Annotated in this window: 10 protein-coding genes, 4 tRNA genes and 1 rRNA gene; all 15 read left to right on the top strand. The window is 64.9% G+C overall.

What is annotated here, in order from left to right; genetic code table 11:
* The first annotated feature begins 111 nt into the window (after positions 1-111).
* The 15 genes from rrf to rpoC all read left to right on the top strand — a co-directional run bounded on the left by rrf (position 112) and on the right by rpoC (position 14,846).
* Positions 112-227: ribosomal RNA gene (rrf, locus tag DIS04_RS08355) — 5S ribosomal RNA — on the top strand.
* Between the two features lie 176 nt (positions 228-403).
* A complete protein-coding gene (locus DIS04_RS08360; protein ID WP_111413325.1) occupies positions 404-1,387 on the top strand; it encodes a biotin--[acetyl-CoA-carboxylase] ligase in 984 nt (327 codons plus the stop codon).
* On the top strand, positions 1,384-2,223 hold the full coding sequence (locus DIS04_RS08365) for a type III pantothenate kinase (protein ID WP_111413326.1): 840 nt from the start codon (positions 1,384-1,386) through the stop codon (positions 2,221-2,223). Before DIS04_RS08360 ends, DIS04_RS08365 begins: the two co-directional genes overlap by 4 nt.
* A gap of 117 nt (positions 2,224-2,340) precedes the next feature.
* A tRNA-Tyr gene (locus DIS04_RS08370) sits at positions 2,341-2,424 on the top strand.
* A 46-nt stretch (positions 2,425-2,470) separates the two neighbouring features.
* Positions 2,471-2,544, top strand: a tRNA-Gly gene (locus DIS04_RS08375).
* A 41-nt stretch (positions 2,545-2,585) separates the two neighbouring features.
* Positions 2,586-2,660 (top strand) — tRNA-Thr (locus DIS04_RS08380).
* A gap of 144 nt (positions 2,661-2,804) precedes the next feature.
* Positions 2,805-2,880 (top strand) — tRNA-Trp (locus DIS04_RS08385).
* A 68-nt stretch (positions 2,881-2,948) separates the two neighbouring features.
* Entirely contained in the window at positions 2,949-3,317 is a 369-nt protein-coding gene (gene secE, locus DIS04_RS08390; RefSeq protein WP_111413327.1) for a preprotein translocase subunit SecE, read from the top strand.
* 8 nt (positions 3,318-3,325) lie between these two features.
* Complete coding sequence (gene nusG / locus DIS04_RS08395; RefSeq protein ID WP_111413328.1) at positions 3,326-3,859, top strand: transcription termination/antitermination protein NusG; 534 nt, start codon at positions 3,326-3,328, stop codon at positions 3,857-3,859.
* Positions 3,860-3,951: 92 nt separating this feature from the next.
* The gene (rplK, locus tag DIS04_RS08400; RefSeq protein WP_071943762.1) at positions 3,952-4,383 is read left to right on the top strand and encodes a 50S ribosomal protein L11; all 432 of its coding nucleotides are present in this window, start codon (positions 3,952-3,954) and stop codon (positions 4,381-4,383) included.
* A gap of 2 nt (positions 4,384-4,385) precedes the next feature.
* The gene (gene rplA, locus DIS04_RS08405; RefSeq protein WP_111413329.1) at positions 4,386-5,078 is read left to right on the top strand and encodes a 50S ribosomal protein L1; all 693 of its coding nucleotides are present in this window, start codon (positions 4,386-4,388) and stop codon (positions 5,076-5,078) included.
* A 259-nt stretch (positions 5,079-5,337) separates the two neighbouring features.
* Complete coding sequence (gene rplJ, locus DIS04_RS08410) at positions 5,338-5,841, top strand: 50S ribosomal protein L10 (protein WP_111413330.1); 504 nt, start codon at positions 5,338-5,340, stop codon at positions 5,839-5,841.
* A gap of 86 nt (positions 5,842-5,927) precedes the next feature.
* Positions 5,928-6,302, top strand: coding sequence for a 50S ribosomal protein L7/L12 (gene rplL / locus DIS04_RS08415; protein ID WP_111413331.1), 375 nt, complete (start codon positions 5,928-5,930; stop codon positions 6,300-6,302).
* Between the two features lie 232 nt (positions 6,303-6,534).
* Positions 6,535-10,614, top strand: a complete 4,080-nt coding sequence (gene rpoB / locus DIS04_RS08420) for a DNA-directed RNA polymerase subunit beta (protein WP_111413332.1) — start codon at positions 6,535-6,537, stop codon at positions 10,612-10,614.
* Between the two features lie 11 nt (positions 10,615-10,625).
* Positions 10,626-14,846: a DNA-directed RNA polymerase subunit beta' gene (rpoC, locus tag DIS04_RS08425; protein WP_111413333.1), complete on the top strand. Its 4,221-nt coding sequence runs from the start codon at positions 10,626-10,628 to the stop codon at positions 14,844-14,846.
* The last annotated feature ends 47 nt before the right edge of the window (positions 14,847-14,893 follow it).

A 14,893-nucleotide genomic window follows, 5' to 3' on the forward strand; every position in this document is an offset into this window, starting at 1 on the left:
TGACCATATAACCCCAAGGGGTCTGCGCATTGCGCACGAGATTGACGGATACGCAGGCACGGTGAGCACCGTGTCGAGACGATCACGCCAGCATGATTCCAACCGTTTTCGCCTGACGACCATAGCGAGTGGGAACCACCTGATCCCATGCCGAACTCAGCAGTGAAACCGCTCAGCGCCGATGGTAGTGTGGGGTCTCCCCATGCGAGAGTAGGTCATCGTCAGGCATTTTTTCAGAAACCCAGCTTCGAAAGAGGCTGGGTTTCGCCGTTTAGGGGCCTCCCNCTCTCACCCGAAAACCCCGAGTGCGGCAGCGCTCGGGGGTTTTCTTTATCCGATCAATGCGTTTCCGCGGCAGCGGCAGTTCGCTAGAATGACTCTTTTCCCGGTTAGGGCACAGGGCATGACCATTGGCGACCTCATTCGGCTGCTGAGTGATGGAGAGTTTCATTCCGGCGAGCAACTGGGCGAACGACTGGGCGTTTCCCGTACGGCAGTGTGGAAGCAGCTGAAGAAGCTCGAGGCAATGGACATTCCCCTCGAGGCGGTCAAGGGGCAGGGTTACCGCCTCTCCATGCCCCTGGAGCTGCTGGATGGTGGCATGATCGTGGCGGGTCTCTCGCGGCAGGGGCGCCAGCATCTGGCCCGGCTGTTCGTCGAGGAAACACTCCCCTCCAGCAACGAGTTCATTCGCCAGCGCTTTGCACAGGGCGCCGGGCACGGCGAAGTGTGCCTGGTCGAGCAGCAGAGCGCCGGTCGCGGCCGGCGTGGACGAGTCTGGTCGACCCCTTGGGGGCGCGCCCTGATGCTGTCGGTGGGTTGGCGCTTCGAATCCGGGATCGTCGCGCTGGAGGGGCTGAGCCTGGCAGTCGGAGTGGCGCTGGCCAAGGTGCTGGAGCGCCATGGCGTGAGCCCCAGGCTGAAGTGGCCCAACGACGTCCTGCTCGATGATGGCGAGGGGCAGCTGGGCAAGCTGGCCGGCATCCTGGTCGAAATCAGCGGGGATACGGCGGGGCCCTGTGAGGTCGTGGTCGGCATGGGGATCAATTTCTTCCTTCCCGAGACGTTTCGAAGCCGTATCGAGCAGCGAGTGGCGGCAGTCTATGACCAGATGCCGTCCTTGTCGCGTAACCGGCTGGCTGCGGAACTGCTGGACGAACTGATGCCGCTGCTGGCAGGCTACGAGGCGTCCGGCTTCGCTGCCTGGCAGGCGGAGTGGAACCAACGACATGCCTACCAGGGGTGCGAGGTCGAGGTGCTGCGGGGGCAGCAACACCTCGTGGCGACCGCCGAATCCGTGGACGAATCGGGCAATCTCTGGATTCACCATGGCGATCGACGAGAGCGCCTGGGGGGAGGGGAGATCAGCGTGCGTGGGCGTACATGATCCTTGACCTGGATATCGGCAACACGCTTTCCAAGTGGCGCTTGAAGGATGCGGACAGCAGCGAGATTCGCTCGCGCGGTGCCGTGTGGACCCGCGAGGAATGGAAGCCCGGCTCCGACATTCCCGACCTGGACGTGGTCGAAGCGGTGCGTATCTCGAGCGTGGCCCGACAGGCGGTGCTGGAGCAGACGGTGACGCTGCTGCAGAGCCGAGTGCGGGGGGTGCATGTAGCGCGTCCGGTGCCTGAGGCGCTGGGTGTCGTCAATGGTTACGAGGAACCCCATCGGCTGGGCGTCGACCGCTGGATGGGGGTGCTGGCCGGCTACCAGCTGGCGGGTGGCTGCTGCGCCGTGGACTGCGGCAGCGCCATCACCATCGACTTCGTGCTGCCGGGCGGCCGCCACCTGGGAGGCTACATCCTGCCCGGGCTGCGTCTCATGAAGGAGAGCCTGAAGCTCGGCACGCGCAACGTGGCCATCGATCCCGACAGCGAGGCGGAGGAGCTTCTGCTGCCCGGGAGGCGTACCGTCGAGGCGGTGAATCACGGCATTTACCTGGCGGCGGTCAGTGCGGTGAACCGCATCTATGCCGAGGTGTGCGACCGCGAGGGGGTCGCCCTGCCGATGCTGCTGACCGGAGGCGATGCCCGGGTCGTGGCGCGCGGCGTGCATTCGCCCCATGCGGTATGGCCCGACATGGTCTATGGCGGTCTCGAAGCCTGCTTCCCGCTGACCGCCGCCGAGCGAGCCGGGCGCATGTCGGGCGCGCCGCGGGTGCCGGCCCCGGCGAGCCTGGAAAAAATTCGGGCGGGCCTTGCATTCTCCATGTTGCTTTGACACAATGCAGCGCGTTCCGAGGCCAAGGGGGCGCCATTGCGATGGCCTGTCCTGGCAAGTGGCTGAAAAATAAGCCCTTGACATGGCTTCGGCAGGCGGTAGAATGAGCCGCCATCTGGAGGGGTTCCCGAGTGGCCAAAGGGAGCAGACTGTAAATCTGCCGCGAAAGCTTCGAAGGTTCGAATCCTTCCCCCTCCACCAGATAAGCCGATCCAGGCTGTCGTTCTGGGTGGGAAGGAGTGGGTAGGCGGGCATAGTTCAATGGTAGAACCTCAGCCTTCCAAGCTGATGATGCGGGTTCGATTCCCGCTGCCCGCTCCAGGTATTCCCGTCATGCGTGATGGGGGTGTCGAAAGGGTTGCGCTCATGTAGCTCAGGGGTAGAGCACACCCTTGGTAAGGGTGAGGTCGACGGTTCAAATCCGTCCATGAGCTCCAATACGGAAGGCGAGCCCAGGCTCGCCTTTCTTTCTCTTTGCGGCGAGATGGTGCCGTGAAGGGTTGCCAGTCGGCGAGTCATCCGCTATCATGGCGCCCGCTGTTGTGCATGCTTGCCTGCAAGAGGTGCTGCATACCAGGTACAGGCCAGTAGCTCAATTGGCAGAGCAGCGGTCTCCAAAACCGCAGGTTGGGGGTTCGATTCCCTCCTGGCCTGCCAACCTTCCCCAGGTTGGCATTCTTCATACGAAAACACTCGATTGCCGCACCCTGAGGAGTCTCGTTTTCATGAAACACAACGCCGAGGTGCAGGAGTCGCGCCGCGACGGGCTCAAGTGGGCGGTTGTCGTCTTGTTGCTGGTGATGGCGGTGGTGGGCAATACCTACTACGCCGACCAGGCGCTTCTCTATCGCGTGCTTGGTGTCGTCGTCCTCTGTGTGGCCGCTGCGGCCCTGGCGCTGACCACCGCCAAGGGACGGGATCTCGCTGAACTGGCCAAGAATGCCAAGAAGGAGATTCAGCGCGTCGTGTGGCCGACCCGACCCGAGACCGTCCAGACGACCGCCATCGTGCTGGTCGCCGTGCTGGTCGTCGGGCTGATGCTGTGGCTGATCGACACCCTACTTAGCTGGGCGATGTCCGGCGTCATCGGTTAGGAGTTTTCATGTCCAAGCGTTGGTACGTCGTGCACGCCTATTCGGGCTTCGAGAAGCATGTCATGCGCTCCCTCAGGGAGCGCGTGAAGATGTATGGCATGGAGGATCGCTTCGGCGAGATCCTGGTGCCGACCGAAGAGGTCGTCGAGGTGCGAGACGGCAAGCGTCGCAAGAGCGAGCGCAAGTTCTATCCCGGCTACGTGCTGGTCGAGATGGAGATGGACGATGCGACCTGGCACCTGGTCAACGAGACGCCCCGCGTCATGGGCTTCATCGGCGGTACCAAGGAGAAGCCGGCGCCCATCACCCAGCGCGAGGCCGATGCCATCCTGCGGCGCGTGAAGGACGGCAGCGACAAGCCGCGGCCCAAGACTATGTTCGAGCCGGGTCAGTCCGTGCGTGTCGTCGACGGCCCCTTCGCCGATTTCAATGGGGTGGTCGAAGAGGTCAACTACGACAAGAGTCGCCTGCAGGTCAGCGTGCTGATCTTCGGCAGGGCGACGCCGGTCGAGCTGGAGTTTTCCCAGGTCGAGAAGGAGTGACGCTTCTCGACCGCTGATTTGCTGTGCGGCCACTTCGGTGGCCGTTTAACCCGGGGAGCCGCGAGGCGCTACTACCCAACTGGAGTCTACACATGGCCAAGAAAGTACAGGCTTACATCAAGCTGCAGGTTGCAGCCGGCAAGGCCAACCCGAGCCCCCCCGTGGGTCCCGCGCTGGGCCAGCACGGTGTCAACATCATGGAGTTCTGCAAGGCGTTCAACGCCGCGACCCAGGACATCGAGCCGGGTCTGCCGACGCCCGTCGTGATCACCGTCTATTCCGATCGCAGCTTCACCTTCATCACCAAGACGCCGCCGGCGGCCGTCCTGCTGAAGAAGGCGGCTGGCATCAAGTCCGGTTCCGGTGAGCCGAACAAGAAGAAGGTCGGTACCGTGACCCGCGAGCAGCTCGAGGAGATCGCCAAGACCAAGGAGCCGGATCTGACGGCTGCCGATCTCGACGCCGCGGTGCGTACCATTGCCGGTAGCGCCCGCAGCATGGGCCTGAACGTGGAGGGTCTCTGATCATGGCCAAGCTTTCCAAGCGCGCACAGATGATTCGCGAAAAGGTGGATGCCTCCAAGGCTTACAGCCTGGAAGAGGCCGTGGCCCTGCTCGCCGAGCTCTCCACCGTCAAGTTCAAGGAGTCGCTGGACGTCGCCATCAACCTGGGCGTCGATCCGCGTAAGTCCGACCAGGTGGTGCGTGGCGCTACCGTGATGCCCAATGGAACCGGCAAGGACGTGCGCGTCGCCGTGTTCACCCAGGGTGCCAATGCCGATGCCGCCAAGGAAGCTGGTGCCGACATCGTCGGCATGGACGACCTGGCCGAGCAGGTCAAGAAGGGCCAGCTTGATTTCGACGTGGTCATCGCCTCGCCGGACGCCATGCGCGTCGTCGGTCAGCTGGGCCAGATCCTGGGTCCGCGTGGCCTGATGCCGAACCCCAAGGTCGGTACCGTGACGCCCGATGTGGCCACGGCGGTGAAGAATGCCAAGGCGGGTCAGGTGCGCTTCCGTACCGACAAGAACGGCATCATCCACACCACCCTGGGCAAGGTCGACTTCGACGCGGCCGCCATCCAGGGCAACCTGGAAGCGCTGATCGCCGACCTCAAGCGTCTCAAGCCGAGCACGTCCAAGGGTATCTATTTCAAGAAGGTCACCCTGTCCACTACCATGGGCCCGGGCCTGACCCTCGATCACTCCGCGCTGGTCTAAGGGCGCGGAGCGGAAGCAGGTGCAAGAACTTTGCGGTCCCCGAGGTCCTGCCTGGCAGGGTGCGAGGGGCGCCGTCAAAGACCGCAGGTGCCGCCCTCTTTCGAGTGGGCGGCTTAATCTCCCCTAGGGGATGCCTGCGCAGATGGTGTGGCCGCCAGAACGCTGGTGAGCACCATCACCCAGGACTTCCGTCGACGTTTGGCGGAAGAGATGGTAACCCCCGGAACCCAAGCGGTTCCGGCACGAAGGAGTGATCACTGTGCCACTAGCACTCGAAGGCAAGAAGGCGATCGTTGCCGAGGTCAGTGAAGCCGCCAAGGGCGCCCTCTCCGTCGTCGTTGCCGATTCTCGTGGCGTCACGGTCGAGAAGATGACCGGCCTGCGCAAGCAGGCGCGCGAGAATGGTGTGCAGCTGCGTGTTGTTCGCAACACCCTGGCACGCCGCGCCCTCTCCGGCACTCAGTGGGAGTGTCTGAACGAGAGCTTCGTTGGTCCGACTCTGCTGGCGTTCTCCACCGAGCATCCGGGCGCTGCCGCCCGCCTGTTCAAGGATTTCGCCAAGGACGAGAAGAACTTCGAAGTCAAGGCGCTGGCCTACGAAGGCGAGCTGATCCCGGCAAGCGACATCGACCGTCTGGCGACCCTGCCGACTTATGACGAGGCCATCGCCAAGCTGATGTCCGTCATGAAGGAGGCTTCCGCCGGCAAGCTGGTTCGCACCCTGGCCGCGCTGCGCGACCAGAAGCAGGAACAGGCCGCCTGAACGGCGAACTCATTCCTGCAGCCTGAATCGAACACTGAACAGAGCGCTCGGTGCGCCGAGGCTCCCGCAAAGTTAGGAATACCGAAATGGCACTGACCAAAGAAGACATCATCAACGCCGTCGCCGACATGTCCGTGATGGAAGTCGTCGAGCTGATCGAAGCGATGGAAGAGAAGTTCGGCGTGTCCGCCGCTGCCGCCGTCGTGGCCGGTCCGGCTGCCGGCGGTGACGCCGGTGCTGCCGAGGAGCAGACCGAGTTCGACCTGGTGCTGACCAGCGCCGGCGACAAGAAGGTCAACGTGATCAAGGCCGTTCGCGAGATCACCGGCCTGGGCCTGAAGGAAGCCAAGGGTGCCGTCGACGGCGCTCCGGCGACCATCAAGGAAGCCATGTCCAAGGACGAGGCAGAAGAAGCCAAGAAGAAGCTGGAAGAAGCCGGCGCGACTGTGGAACTCAAGTAACCCCTTGGTTTCCATGGCTTCACGCGCTGCGTAAGCTTCCACGGCTGGTGGCGGGCCTTCCCGCCGCCGGCCTTTTTCTGTTGCACTAGCGCCTTGCTGACGCAGCGTCGCTAGCAGAATCCCGACGGCGAGCTACCCCTGTGGAGCTTGCCGTCAGCGCCTGGCGGGGAGGTCCGCCGGGCGGCGCCGACCACGCATCGGTCACCCATGGTGAACAAGCTGGGGAATACAGATGGCTTACTCATACACTGAGAAAAAACGCATCCGCAAGGATTTCGGCAAACTGCCCCAAGTGATGGATGTGCCCTACCTGCTGGCGATCCAGCTTGATTCCTACTACGACTTCCTCCAGCAGGACCGCTCACCCGAGGAGCGCCTCGAGGTGGGGCTGCACGCGGCGTTCAAGTCGGTGTTCCCGATCGAGAGCTTCTCCGGCAATGCCGCGCTCGAGTACGTCAGCTACCGCTTCGGCACCCCGGCGTTCGACGTCAAGGAGTGCCAGCTGCGTGGCGTCACCTACTCCGCGCCCCTGCGGGTCAAGGTTCGCTTGATCATCTATGATCGCGACTCCTCGAACAAGGCCATCAAGGACATCAAGGAGCAGGAAGTCTACATGGGGGAGATCCCCCTGATGACCGAGAACGGCACCTTCGTGGTCAACGGCACCGAGCGGGTCATCGTCTCCCAGCTTCACCGTTCGCCGGGTGTGTTCTTCGATCACGACAAGGGCAAGAGCCACTCCTCGGGCAAGCTGCTCTATTCCGCGCGCGTGATTCCCTACCGCGGTTCCTGGCTCGACTTCGAGTTCGACCCGAAGGATAACGTCTTCGTGCGCATCGACCGTCGCCGCAAGCTGCCGGCGACGGTGCTGCTGCGTGCGCTGGGCATGAGCGCCGAGGAGATCCTCGACGAGTTCTTCGACACCAGCACCTTCCACATCGAGAAGAACGGCTTCTCCGTGGAGCTGGTGCCGTCTCGCCTGCGCGGCGAGACCGCCACCTTCGACATCAAGGATGCCGACGGCAACCTGATCGTCGAGGAGGGGCGCCGCATCACCCAGAAGCACATCCGCCAGCTGGAGAAGGCCGGCCTCGAGCGCCTCGAGGTGCCGATGGACTACCTGTTCGGCAAGACCCTGGCCAAGGATCAGGTCGATTCCAGCACCGGTGAGCTGATCTGCCCGTGCAACAGCGTGATCACCCCCGAGCTGCTCGAGAAGCTCGGCCAGGCCGGCATCACCAAGCTCGAGACCCTCTACACCAACGACCTCGACTGCGGCCCGTTCATCTCCGAGACCCTGCGCCTGGACACCACCGGTTCGCAGCTCGAGGCGCTGGTCGAGATCTACCGCATGATGCGCCCCGGCGAGCCGCCCACCAAGGAGGCCGCCGAGACGCTGTTCCACAACCTGTTCTTCACCGAGGATCGCTACGATCTCTCCGGCGTCGGCCGCATGAAGTTCAACCGCCGCCTGCGTCGTGAGGGTGACACCGGTTCCGGCGTGCTCGACAACCGCGACATCCTCGACGTGCTCAAGGAGCTGATCTACATCCGCAACGGCTTCGGCGAAGTCGACGATATCGATCACCTGGGCAACCGTCGTATCCGCTGCGTCGGCGAGATGGCCGAGAACCAGTTCCGCGTAGGCCTGGTGCGCGTCGAGCGTGCGGTCAAGGAGCGCCTCTCCATGGCCGAGAGCGAAGGCCTGATGCCGCAGGACCTGATCAACGCCAAGCCCGTCGCCGCGGCGGTCAAGGAGTTCTTCGGCTCGAGCCAGCTGTCGCAGTTCATGGACCAGAACAATCCGCTCTCCGAGGTCACCCACAAGCGCCGCGTCTCCGCGCTCGGCCCGGGCGGCCTGACCCGCGAGCGGGCAGGCTTCGAGGTGCGCGACGTTCACGCCACGCACTACGGTCGCCTGTGTCCGATCGAGACCCCCGAAGGCCCGAACATCGGCCTGATCAACTCGCTGGCCACTTACAGCCACACCAACAGCTACGGCTTCCTCGAGACGCCCTACCGCAAGGTGGTGGATCGCCAGGTGACCGACGAGGTGGTACACCTCTCGGCCATCGAGGAGGGTGACTTCGTCATCGCCCAGGCCTCGGCCAGCGTCGACGAGTCGGGCAAGCTGGTCGACGACCTGGTCCAGGTGCGTCACAAGGGCGAGACCACCTTCATGCGTCCCGAGCAGGTGACGCTGATGGACGTGTCGCCGCGCCAGGTCGTCTCCGTGGCGGCGGCGCTGATTCCGTTCCTCGAGCACGACGACGCCAACCGTGCCCTGATGGGCTCCAACATGCAGCGCCAGGCGGTGCCGACGCTGCGCGCCGAGAAGCCGCTGGTGGGGACCGGCATGGAGCGCTTCGTGGCCCGCGACTCCGGCGTGTGCGCCGTGGCGCGTCGCGGCGGGGTGATCGACTCGGTCGATGCCAAGCGCATCGTGGTACGCATCAACGAGGACGAGATCATCGGCGGCGAGGCTGGCGTCGACATCTACAACCTCACCAAGTACGTGCGTTCCAACCAGAACACCTGCATGAACCAGCGCCCCATCGTGCGCCCCGGTGACGTGGTCGCGCGTGGCGACATCCTGGCCGACGGTCCGTCCGTCGACATGGGCGACTTGGCCCTGGGCCAGAACATGCGCATCGCCTTCATGCCCTGGAACGGCTACAACTTCGAGGACTCGATCCTGCTCTCCGAGCGCGTGGTGCAGGAGGATCGCTTCACCACCATCCACATCCAGGAGCTGACCTGCGTCTCCCGCGACACCAAGCTGGGGCCGGAGGAGATCACCTCCGACATCCCCAACGTCGGCGAGTCGGCGCTGGCCAAGCTCGACGAGGCCGGCGTGGTCTACATCGGCGCCGAGGTCGGCCCGGGCGACATCCTGGTGGGCAAGGTCACGCCCAAGGGCGAGACCCAGCTGACCCCCGAGGAGAAGCTGCTGCGGGCGATCTTCGGCGAGAAGGCCTCCGACGTGAAGGACACCTCGCTGCGCGCCCCGACCGGCATGAAGGGCACGGTCATCGACGTGCAGGTGTTCACCCGCGACGGCGTCGAGAAGGACTCCCGGGCCCTGGCCATCGAGCAGATGCAGCTCGACGAGGTGCGCAAGGACCTGCAGGAGACCTACCGCATCGCCGAGGACGCCACCTTCGAGCGCCTCAAGCGCACGCTGGCCGGCCAGCCGGTCAACGGCGGCCCCAAGCTGAAGAAGGGCGACCTGCTCTCCGAAAGCTACCTCGAGGAGCTGCCGCGCCAGCAGTGGTTCAAGCTGCGCCTGCAGGACGAGTCGCTCAACGAGCTGCTGGCCCAGGCCGACGAGCAGCTCGAGAATCGTCGCAAGGAGATGGAGGAGCGCTTCGAGGACAAGAAACGCAAGCTGACCCAGGGCGACGACCTGGCGCCCGGGGTGCTCAAGATCGTCAAGGTCTACATGGCGGTCAAGCGTCGCATCCAGCCGGGCGACAAGATGGCCGGCCGCCACGGCAACAAGGGCGTGATCTCGGCGATCATGCCGGTCGAGGACATGCCCTTCGACGACAACGGCGTGTCGGTGGACATCGTCCTCAACCCGCTGGGGGTGCCGTCGCGCATGAACGTGGGTCAGATCCTCGAGACCCACCTGGGGCTGGCCGCGCAGGGGCTCGGGGTCAAGATCGACGCCCTGCTGCGCGATGCCCGTGCCCAGCAGGTGGCCGAGATCCGCGAGTTCCTGGGGCAGGTCTACAACACCACCACGGGAACGCGGGTAGAGGACCTCGACTCGCTGGCCGACGACGAGATCATCGCCCTGGCCAGGAACCTGCGCGGCGGCGTGCCGATGGCCTCGCCGGTGTTCGACGGTGCCGCCGAAGGCGAGATCAAGCACCTGCTGCGCCTGGCCGACCTGCCCGACTCCGGCCAGATGACCCTGTACGACGGGCGTACCGGTGACGCCTTCGACCGCCCGGTGACGGTGGGCTACATGTACATGCTGAAGCTCAACCACCTGGTGGACGACAAGATGCACGCCCGTTCCACTGGCTCCTACTCGCTCGTCACCCAGCAGCCGCTGGGCGGCAAGGCGCAGTTCGGCGGCCAGCGTTTCGGCGAGATGGAGGTGTGGGCGCTGGAAGCCTACGGCGCCGCCTATACCCTCCAGGAGATGCTCACGGTGAAGTCCGACGACGTGGAAGGTCGCACCAAGATGTACAAGAGCATTGTCGACGGCGACCACACCATGCATGCCGGCATGCCGGAGTCCTTCAACGTACTGGTGAAGGAAATCCGCTCGCTGGGCATCGATATCGAGTTAGAGAGCTAGGAGCCGACTCCATGAAAGATTTGGTGAAAGTCCTCAAATCGCAGTCACAGTCCGAAGAGTTCGACGCGATCAAGATCTCGCTCGCCTCTCCGGACATGATTCGCTCCTGGTCCTACGGCGAGGTCAAGAAGCCCGAGACCATCAACTACCGCACCTTCAAGCCGGAGCGGGACGGGCTGTTCTGCGCCAAGATCTTCGGTCCGGTGAAGGACTACGAGTGCCTGTGCGGCAAGTACAAGCGCATGAAGCACCGCGGCATCATCTGCGAGAAGTGCGGCGTCGAGGTGACCAAGGCGGCGGTGCGCCGCGAGCGCATGGGCCACATCGAGCTGGCCAGCCCGGTGGCGCACATCTGGTTCCTCAAGTCGCTGCCGTCGCGCATCGGCATGTTCCTCGACATGACCCTGCGCGACATCGAGCGGGTGCTCTACTTCGAGAGCTTCGTGGTCATCGACCCGGGCATGACCACGCTGGAGCGCGGCCAGCTGCTCAACGACGAGCAGTACTTCGAGGCCCTCGAAGAGTTCGGCGACGACTTCGACGCGCGCATGGGCGCCGAGGCGATCCAGGCGCTGCTCAAGGACATCGACCTCTCCGAGGAGGTCGATCGCCTGCGCGAGGAGATCCCGCAGACCAACTCCGAGACCAAGATCAAGAAGCTCTCCAAGCGGCTCAAGCTGCTCGAGGCCTTCCTCAACTCGGGCAACGACCCGGCGTGGATGGTCATGGAGGTGCTGCCGGTACTGCCGCCCGACCTGCGCCCGCTGGTGCCGCTGGACGGTGGCCGCTTCGCCACCTCCGACCTCAACGACCTGTATCGCCGGGTGATCAACCGCAACAACCGCCTGAAGCGTCTGCTCGACCTCAACGCACCGGACATCATCGTGCGCAACGAGAAGCGCATGCTGCAGGAGGCGGTCGATGCACTGCTCGACAATGGTCGTCGCGGCCGGGCCATCACCGGCTCCAACAAGCGTCCGCTGAAGTCGCTGGCCGACATGATCAAGGGCAAGCAGGGGCGTTTCCGCCAGAACCTGCTGGGCAAGCGCGTCGACTACTCGGGGCGTTCGGTCATCACGGTCGGCCCGACCCTGCGCCTGCATCAGTGCGGCCTGCCCAAGAAGATGGCGCTAGAGCTGTTCAAGCCGTTCATCTACTCCAAGCTGCAGGCCAACGGCCAGGCCTCGACCATCAAGGCCGCCAAGAAGATGGTCGAGCGCGAACTGCCCGAGGTATGGGACATCCTCGCCGATGTCATTCGCGAGCACCCGGTGCTGCTCAACCGTGCGCCGACCCTGCACCGCCTGGGCATCCAGGCCTTCGAGCCGCTGCTGATCGAGGGCAAGGCGATCCAGCTGCACCCGCTGGTGTGTGCCGCCTACAACGCCGACTTCGACGGCGACCAGATGGCGGTGCACGTGCCGCTGACGCTGGAAGCCCAGCTCGAGGCGCGGGCGCTGATGATGGCCACCAACAACGTGCTGTCGCCGGCCAACGGGGATCCGATCATCGTGCCGTCCCAGGACGTGGTGCTGGGTCTCTACTACATGACCCGCGAGAAGATCAACGCCAAGGGCGAGGGCATGGTGTTCTCCGGCCTCAACGAGGTCGAGCGCGCCTTCGGCACCCAGAGCGTGTCGCTGCACGCCCGGGTCAAGGTGCGGCTGACCGAGGTCCTCGTCGACGAGGAGACCGGCGAGCGCAGCACTGCGCGCACGCTCTACGACACCACCGTGGGCCGCGCCATGCTGTTCCGCATCCTGCCCGACGGCGTGCCCTTCGAGCTGGTCGACCAGCCGATGAAGAAGAAGGCGATCTCCAAGCTGCTCAACGAGGTGTATCGTCGTGCCGGCCTCAAGCCGACCGTCATCTTCGCCGACCAGCTGATGTATACCGGCTTTCGCATGGCGACCTGGTCGGGCGCCTCGATCGGCGTCAACGACTTCGTCATCCCCGAAGCCAAGACGGAGATCGTCGAGGCGGCCGAGGCCGAGGTCAAGGAGATCGAGGACCAGTTCTCCTCCGGCCTCGTCACCGCCGGCGAGAAGTACAACAAGGTCATCGACATCTGGTCCAAGGCCAACGACAAGGTGGCCAAGGCGATGATGGCGGGCATCTCCAAGGAGACCGTGGTCGATCGCGAGGGCAACGAGGTCGAGCAGGACTCGTTCAACAGCGTGTTCATCATGGCCGACTCCGGGGCGCGCGGCAGCGCCGCGCAGATCCGCCAGCTGGCGGGCATGCGTGGCCTGATGGCCAAGCCGGACGGCTCGATCATCGAGACGCCGATCGTGGCCAACTTCCGCGAGGGTCTGAACGTACTGCAGTACTTCATCTCGACCCACGGCGCGCGGAAGGGCCTGGCGGATACCGCCCTCAAGACCGCCAACTCCGGCTACCTGACCCGTCGCCTGGTCGACGTGGCGCAGGACATGGTGATCACCGAGACCGACTGCGGCACCGAGCAGGGCCTGACCCTGCACCCGGTCATCGAGGGCGGCGACATCATCGTCTCGCTGGCGCAGCGCGTGCTCGGCCGGGTGGTGGCCCAGGACGTCATCGACCCCAGCACCGACGAGGTGCTGATCGAGAAGGACACCCTGCTCGACGAGGTCTGGTGCGAGCGCCTCGACACCATGGGCGTCGACGAGATCGTGGTGCGCAGCGCCATCACCTGCGAGTCGACCCATGGGGTCTGCTCCTCCTGCTACGGCCGCGACCTGGCCCGCGGGCACCAGGTCAACATCGGCGAGGCGGTCGGCGTCATCGCCGCCCAGTCGATCGGTGAGCCGGGCACCCAGCTGACCATGCGGACCTTCCATATCGGCGGCGCCGCATCGCGCGCCTCCGCAGTGGACAGCGTCCAGGTCAAGCACGGCGGCCGGGTGCGGCTGCACAACATGAAGTTCGTCGAGCGCAACGACGGCAAGCTGGTGGTGGTGTCCCGCTCCAGTGCCCTGGCGGTGGCCGACGAGCACGGTCGCGAGCGCGAGTACTACAAGCTGCCCTACGGCGCCGAGCTGTCGATCAAGGATGGCGACGCGGTCGAGGCCGGCCAGATGGTCGCCAAGTGGGATCCGCACACCCACCCGATCATCGCCGAGCAGGAAGGCAAGGTGCAGTACGTCGACATGGTCGACGGCGTCACCATCCACCGCAGCGTGGACGAGATGACCGGCCTCTCCTCCATCGAGGTGATCGAATCCGCGGCGCGCCCGCAGGCCGGCCGCGACAGCCGCCCGATGATCCTGCTCACCGACGAGAGCGGCGAGCCGATCAGCGTGGCCGGCTCCAACACCCCGGTGCAGTACCTGCTGCCGGGCAAGGCGATCGTCTCGGTCGACAACGGCGCCCGGATCGGCATCGGCGAGATCGTTGCGCGTATCCCGGTGGAGGCGTCCGGCAACAAGGACATCACCGGCGGTCTGCCGCGGGTGGCCGACCTGTTCGAGGCGCGCAAGCCGAAGGAGCCGGCCATCCTCGCCGAGGTCAGCGGTACCATCAGCTTCGGCAAGGAAACCAAGGGCAAGCGCCGCCTGGCGATCACGCCCGACGACGGCAGCGATCCGTTCGAGATGCTGATCCCGAAGTGGCGCCAGATCGCCGTCTTCGAAGGCGAGACGGTGGAGAAGGGCGAGGTGATCTCCGACGGCCCGAGCAACCCGCACGACATCCTGCGGCTGCTGGGTGTGGCGGAGCTGGCCAAGTACATCACCGCCGAGATCCAGGAGGTCTACCGTCTGCAGGGCGTGGGCATCAACGACAAGCACATCGAGGTGATCGTGCGTCAGATGCTGCGCAAGGTGGAGATCACCGATGCCGGCGACTCCGAGTTCATCCCGGGTGACCAGGTCGAGCTGGTCAAGGTGCTCGAGGAGAATGCCCGCCTGGAGAAGGCCGAGAAGTTCCCGGCCAAGTACCAGCGTGTGCTGCTGGGCATCACCAAGGCCAGCCTGGCCACCGAGTCGTTCATCTCCGCGGCCTCCTTCCAGGAGACCACGCGGGTGCTGACCGAGGCGGCGGTGACCGGCAAGCGCGACTTCCTGCGTGGCCTCAAGGAGAACGTGGTGGTCGGTCGCCTGATCCCGGCGGGAACCGGGTTGGCTCACCACCAGGAGCGTCGCCGCAAGCGCGAGGACACCGAGCGCCTGCTCCACCCGTCGGCCTTCGACGTCGAGCAGGAACTGGGCGCCCAGCTCACCGCGCTCGATTCGGACGACGACGAGCTGTAGGCGGTGCGGGGCGTCAGGCGCGGGGAAGCCCAATCGCTTGACGCCCC

The sequence above is a fragment of the Billgrantia lactosivorans genome (assembly GCF_003254665.1).
GTDB classification, from domain to species: Bacteria; Pseudomonadota; Gammaproteobacteria; order Pseudomonadales; family Halomonadaceae; genus Halomonas; species Halomonas lactosivorans.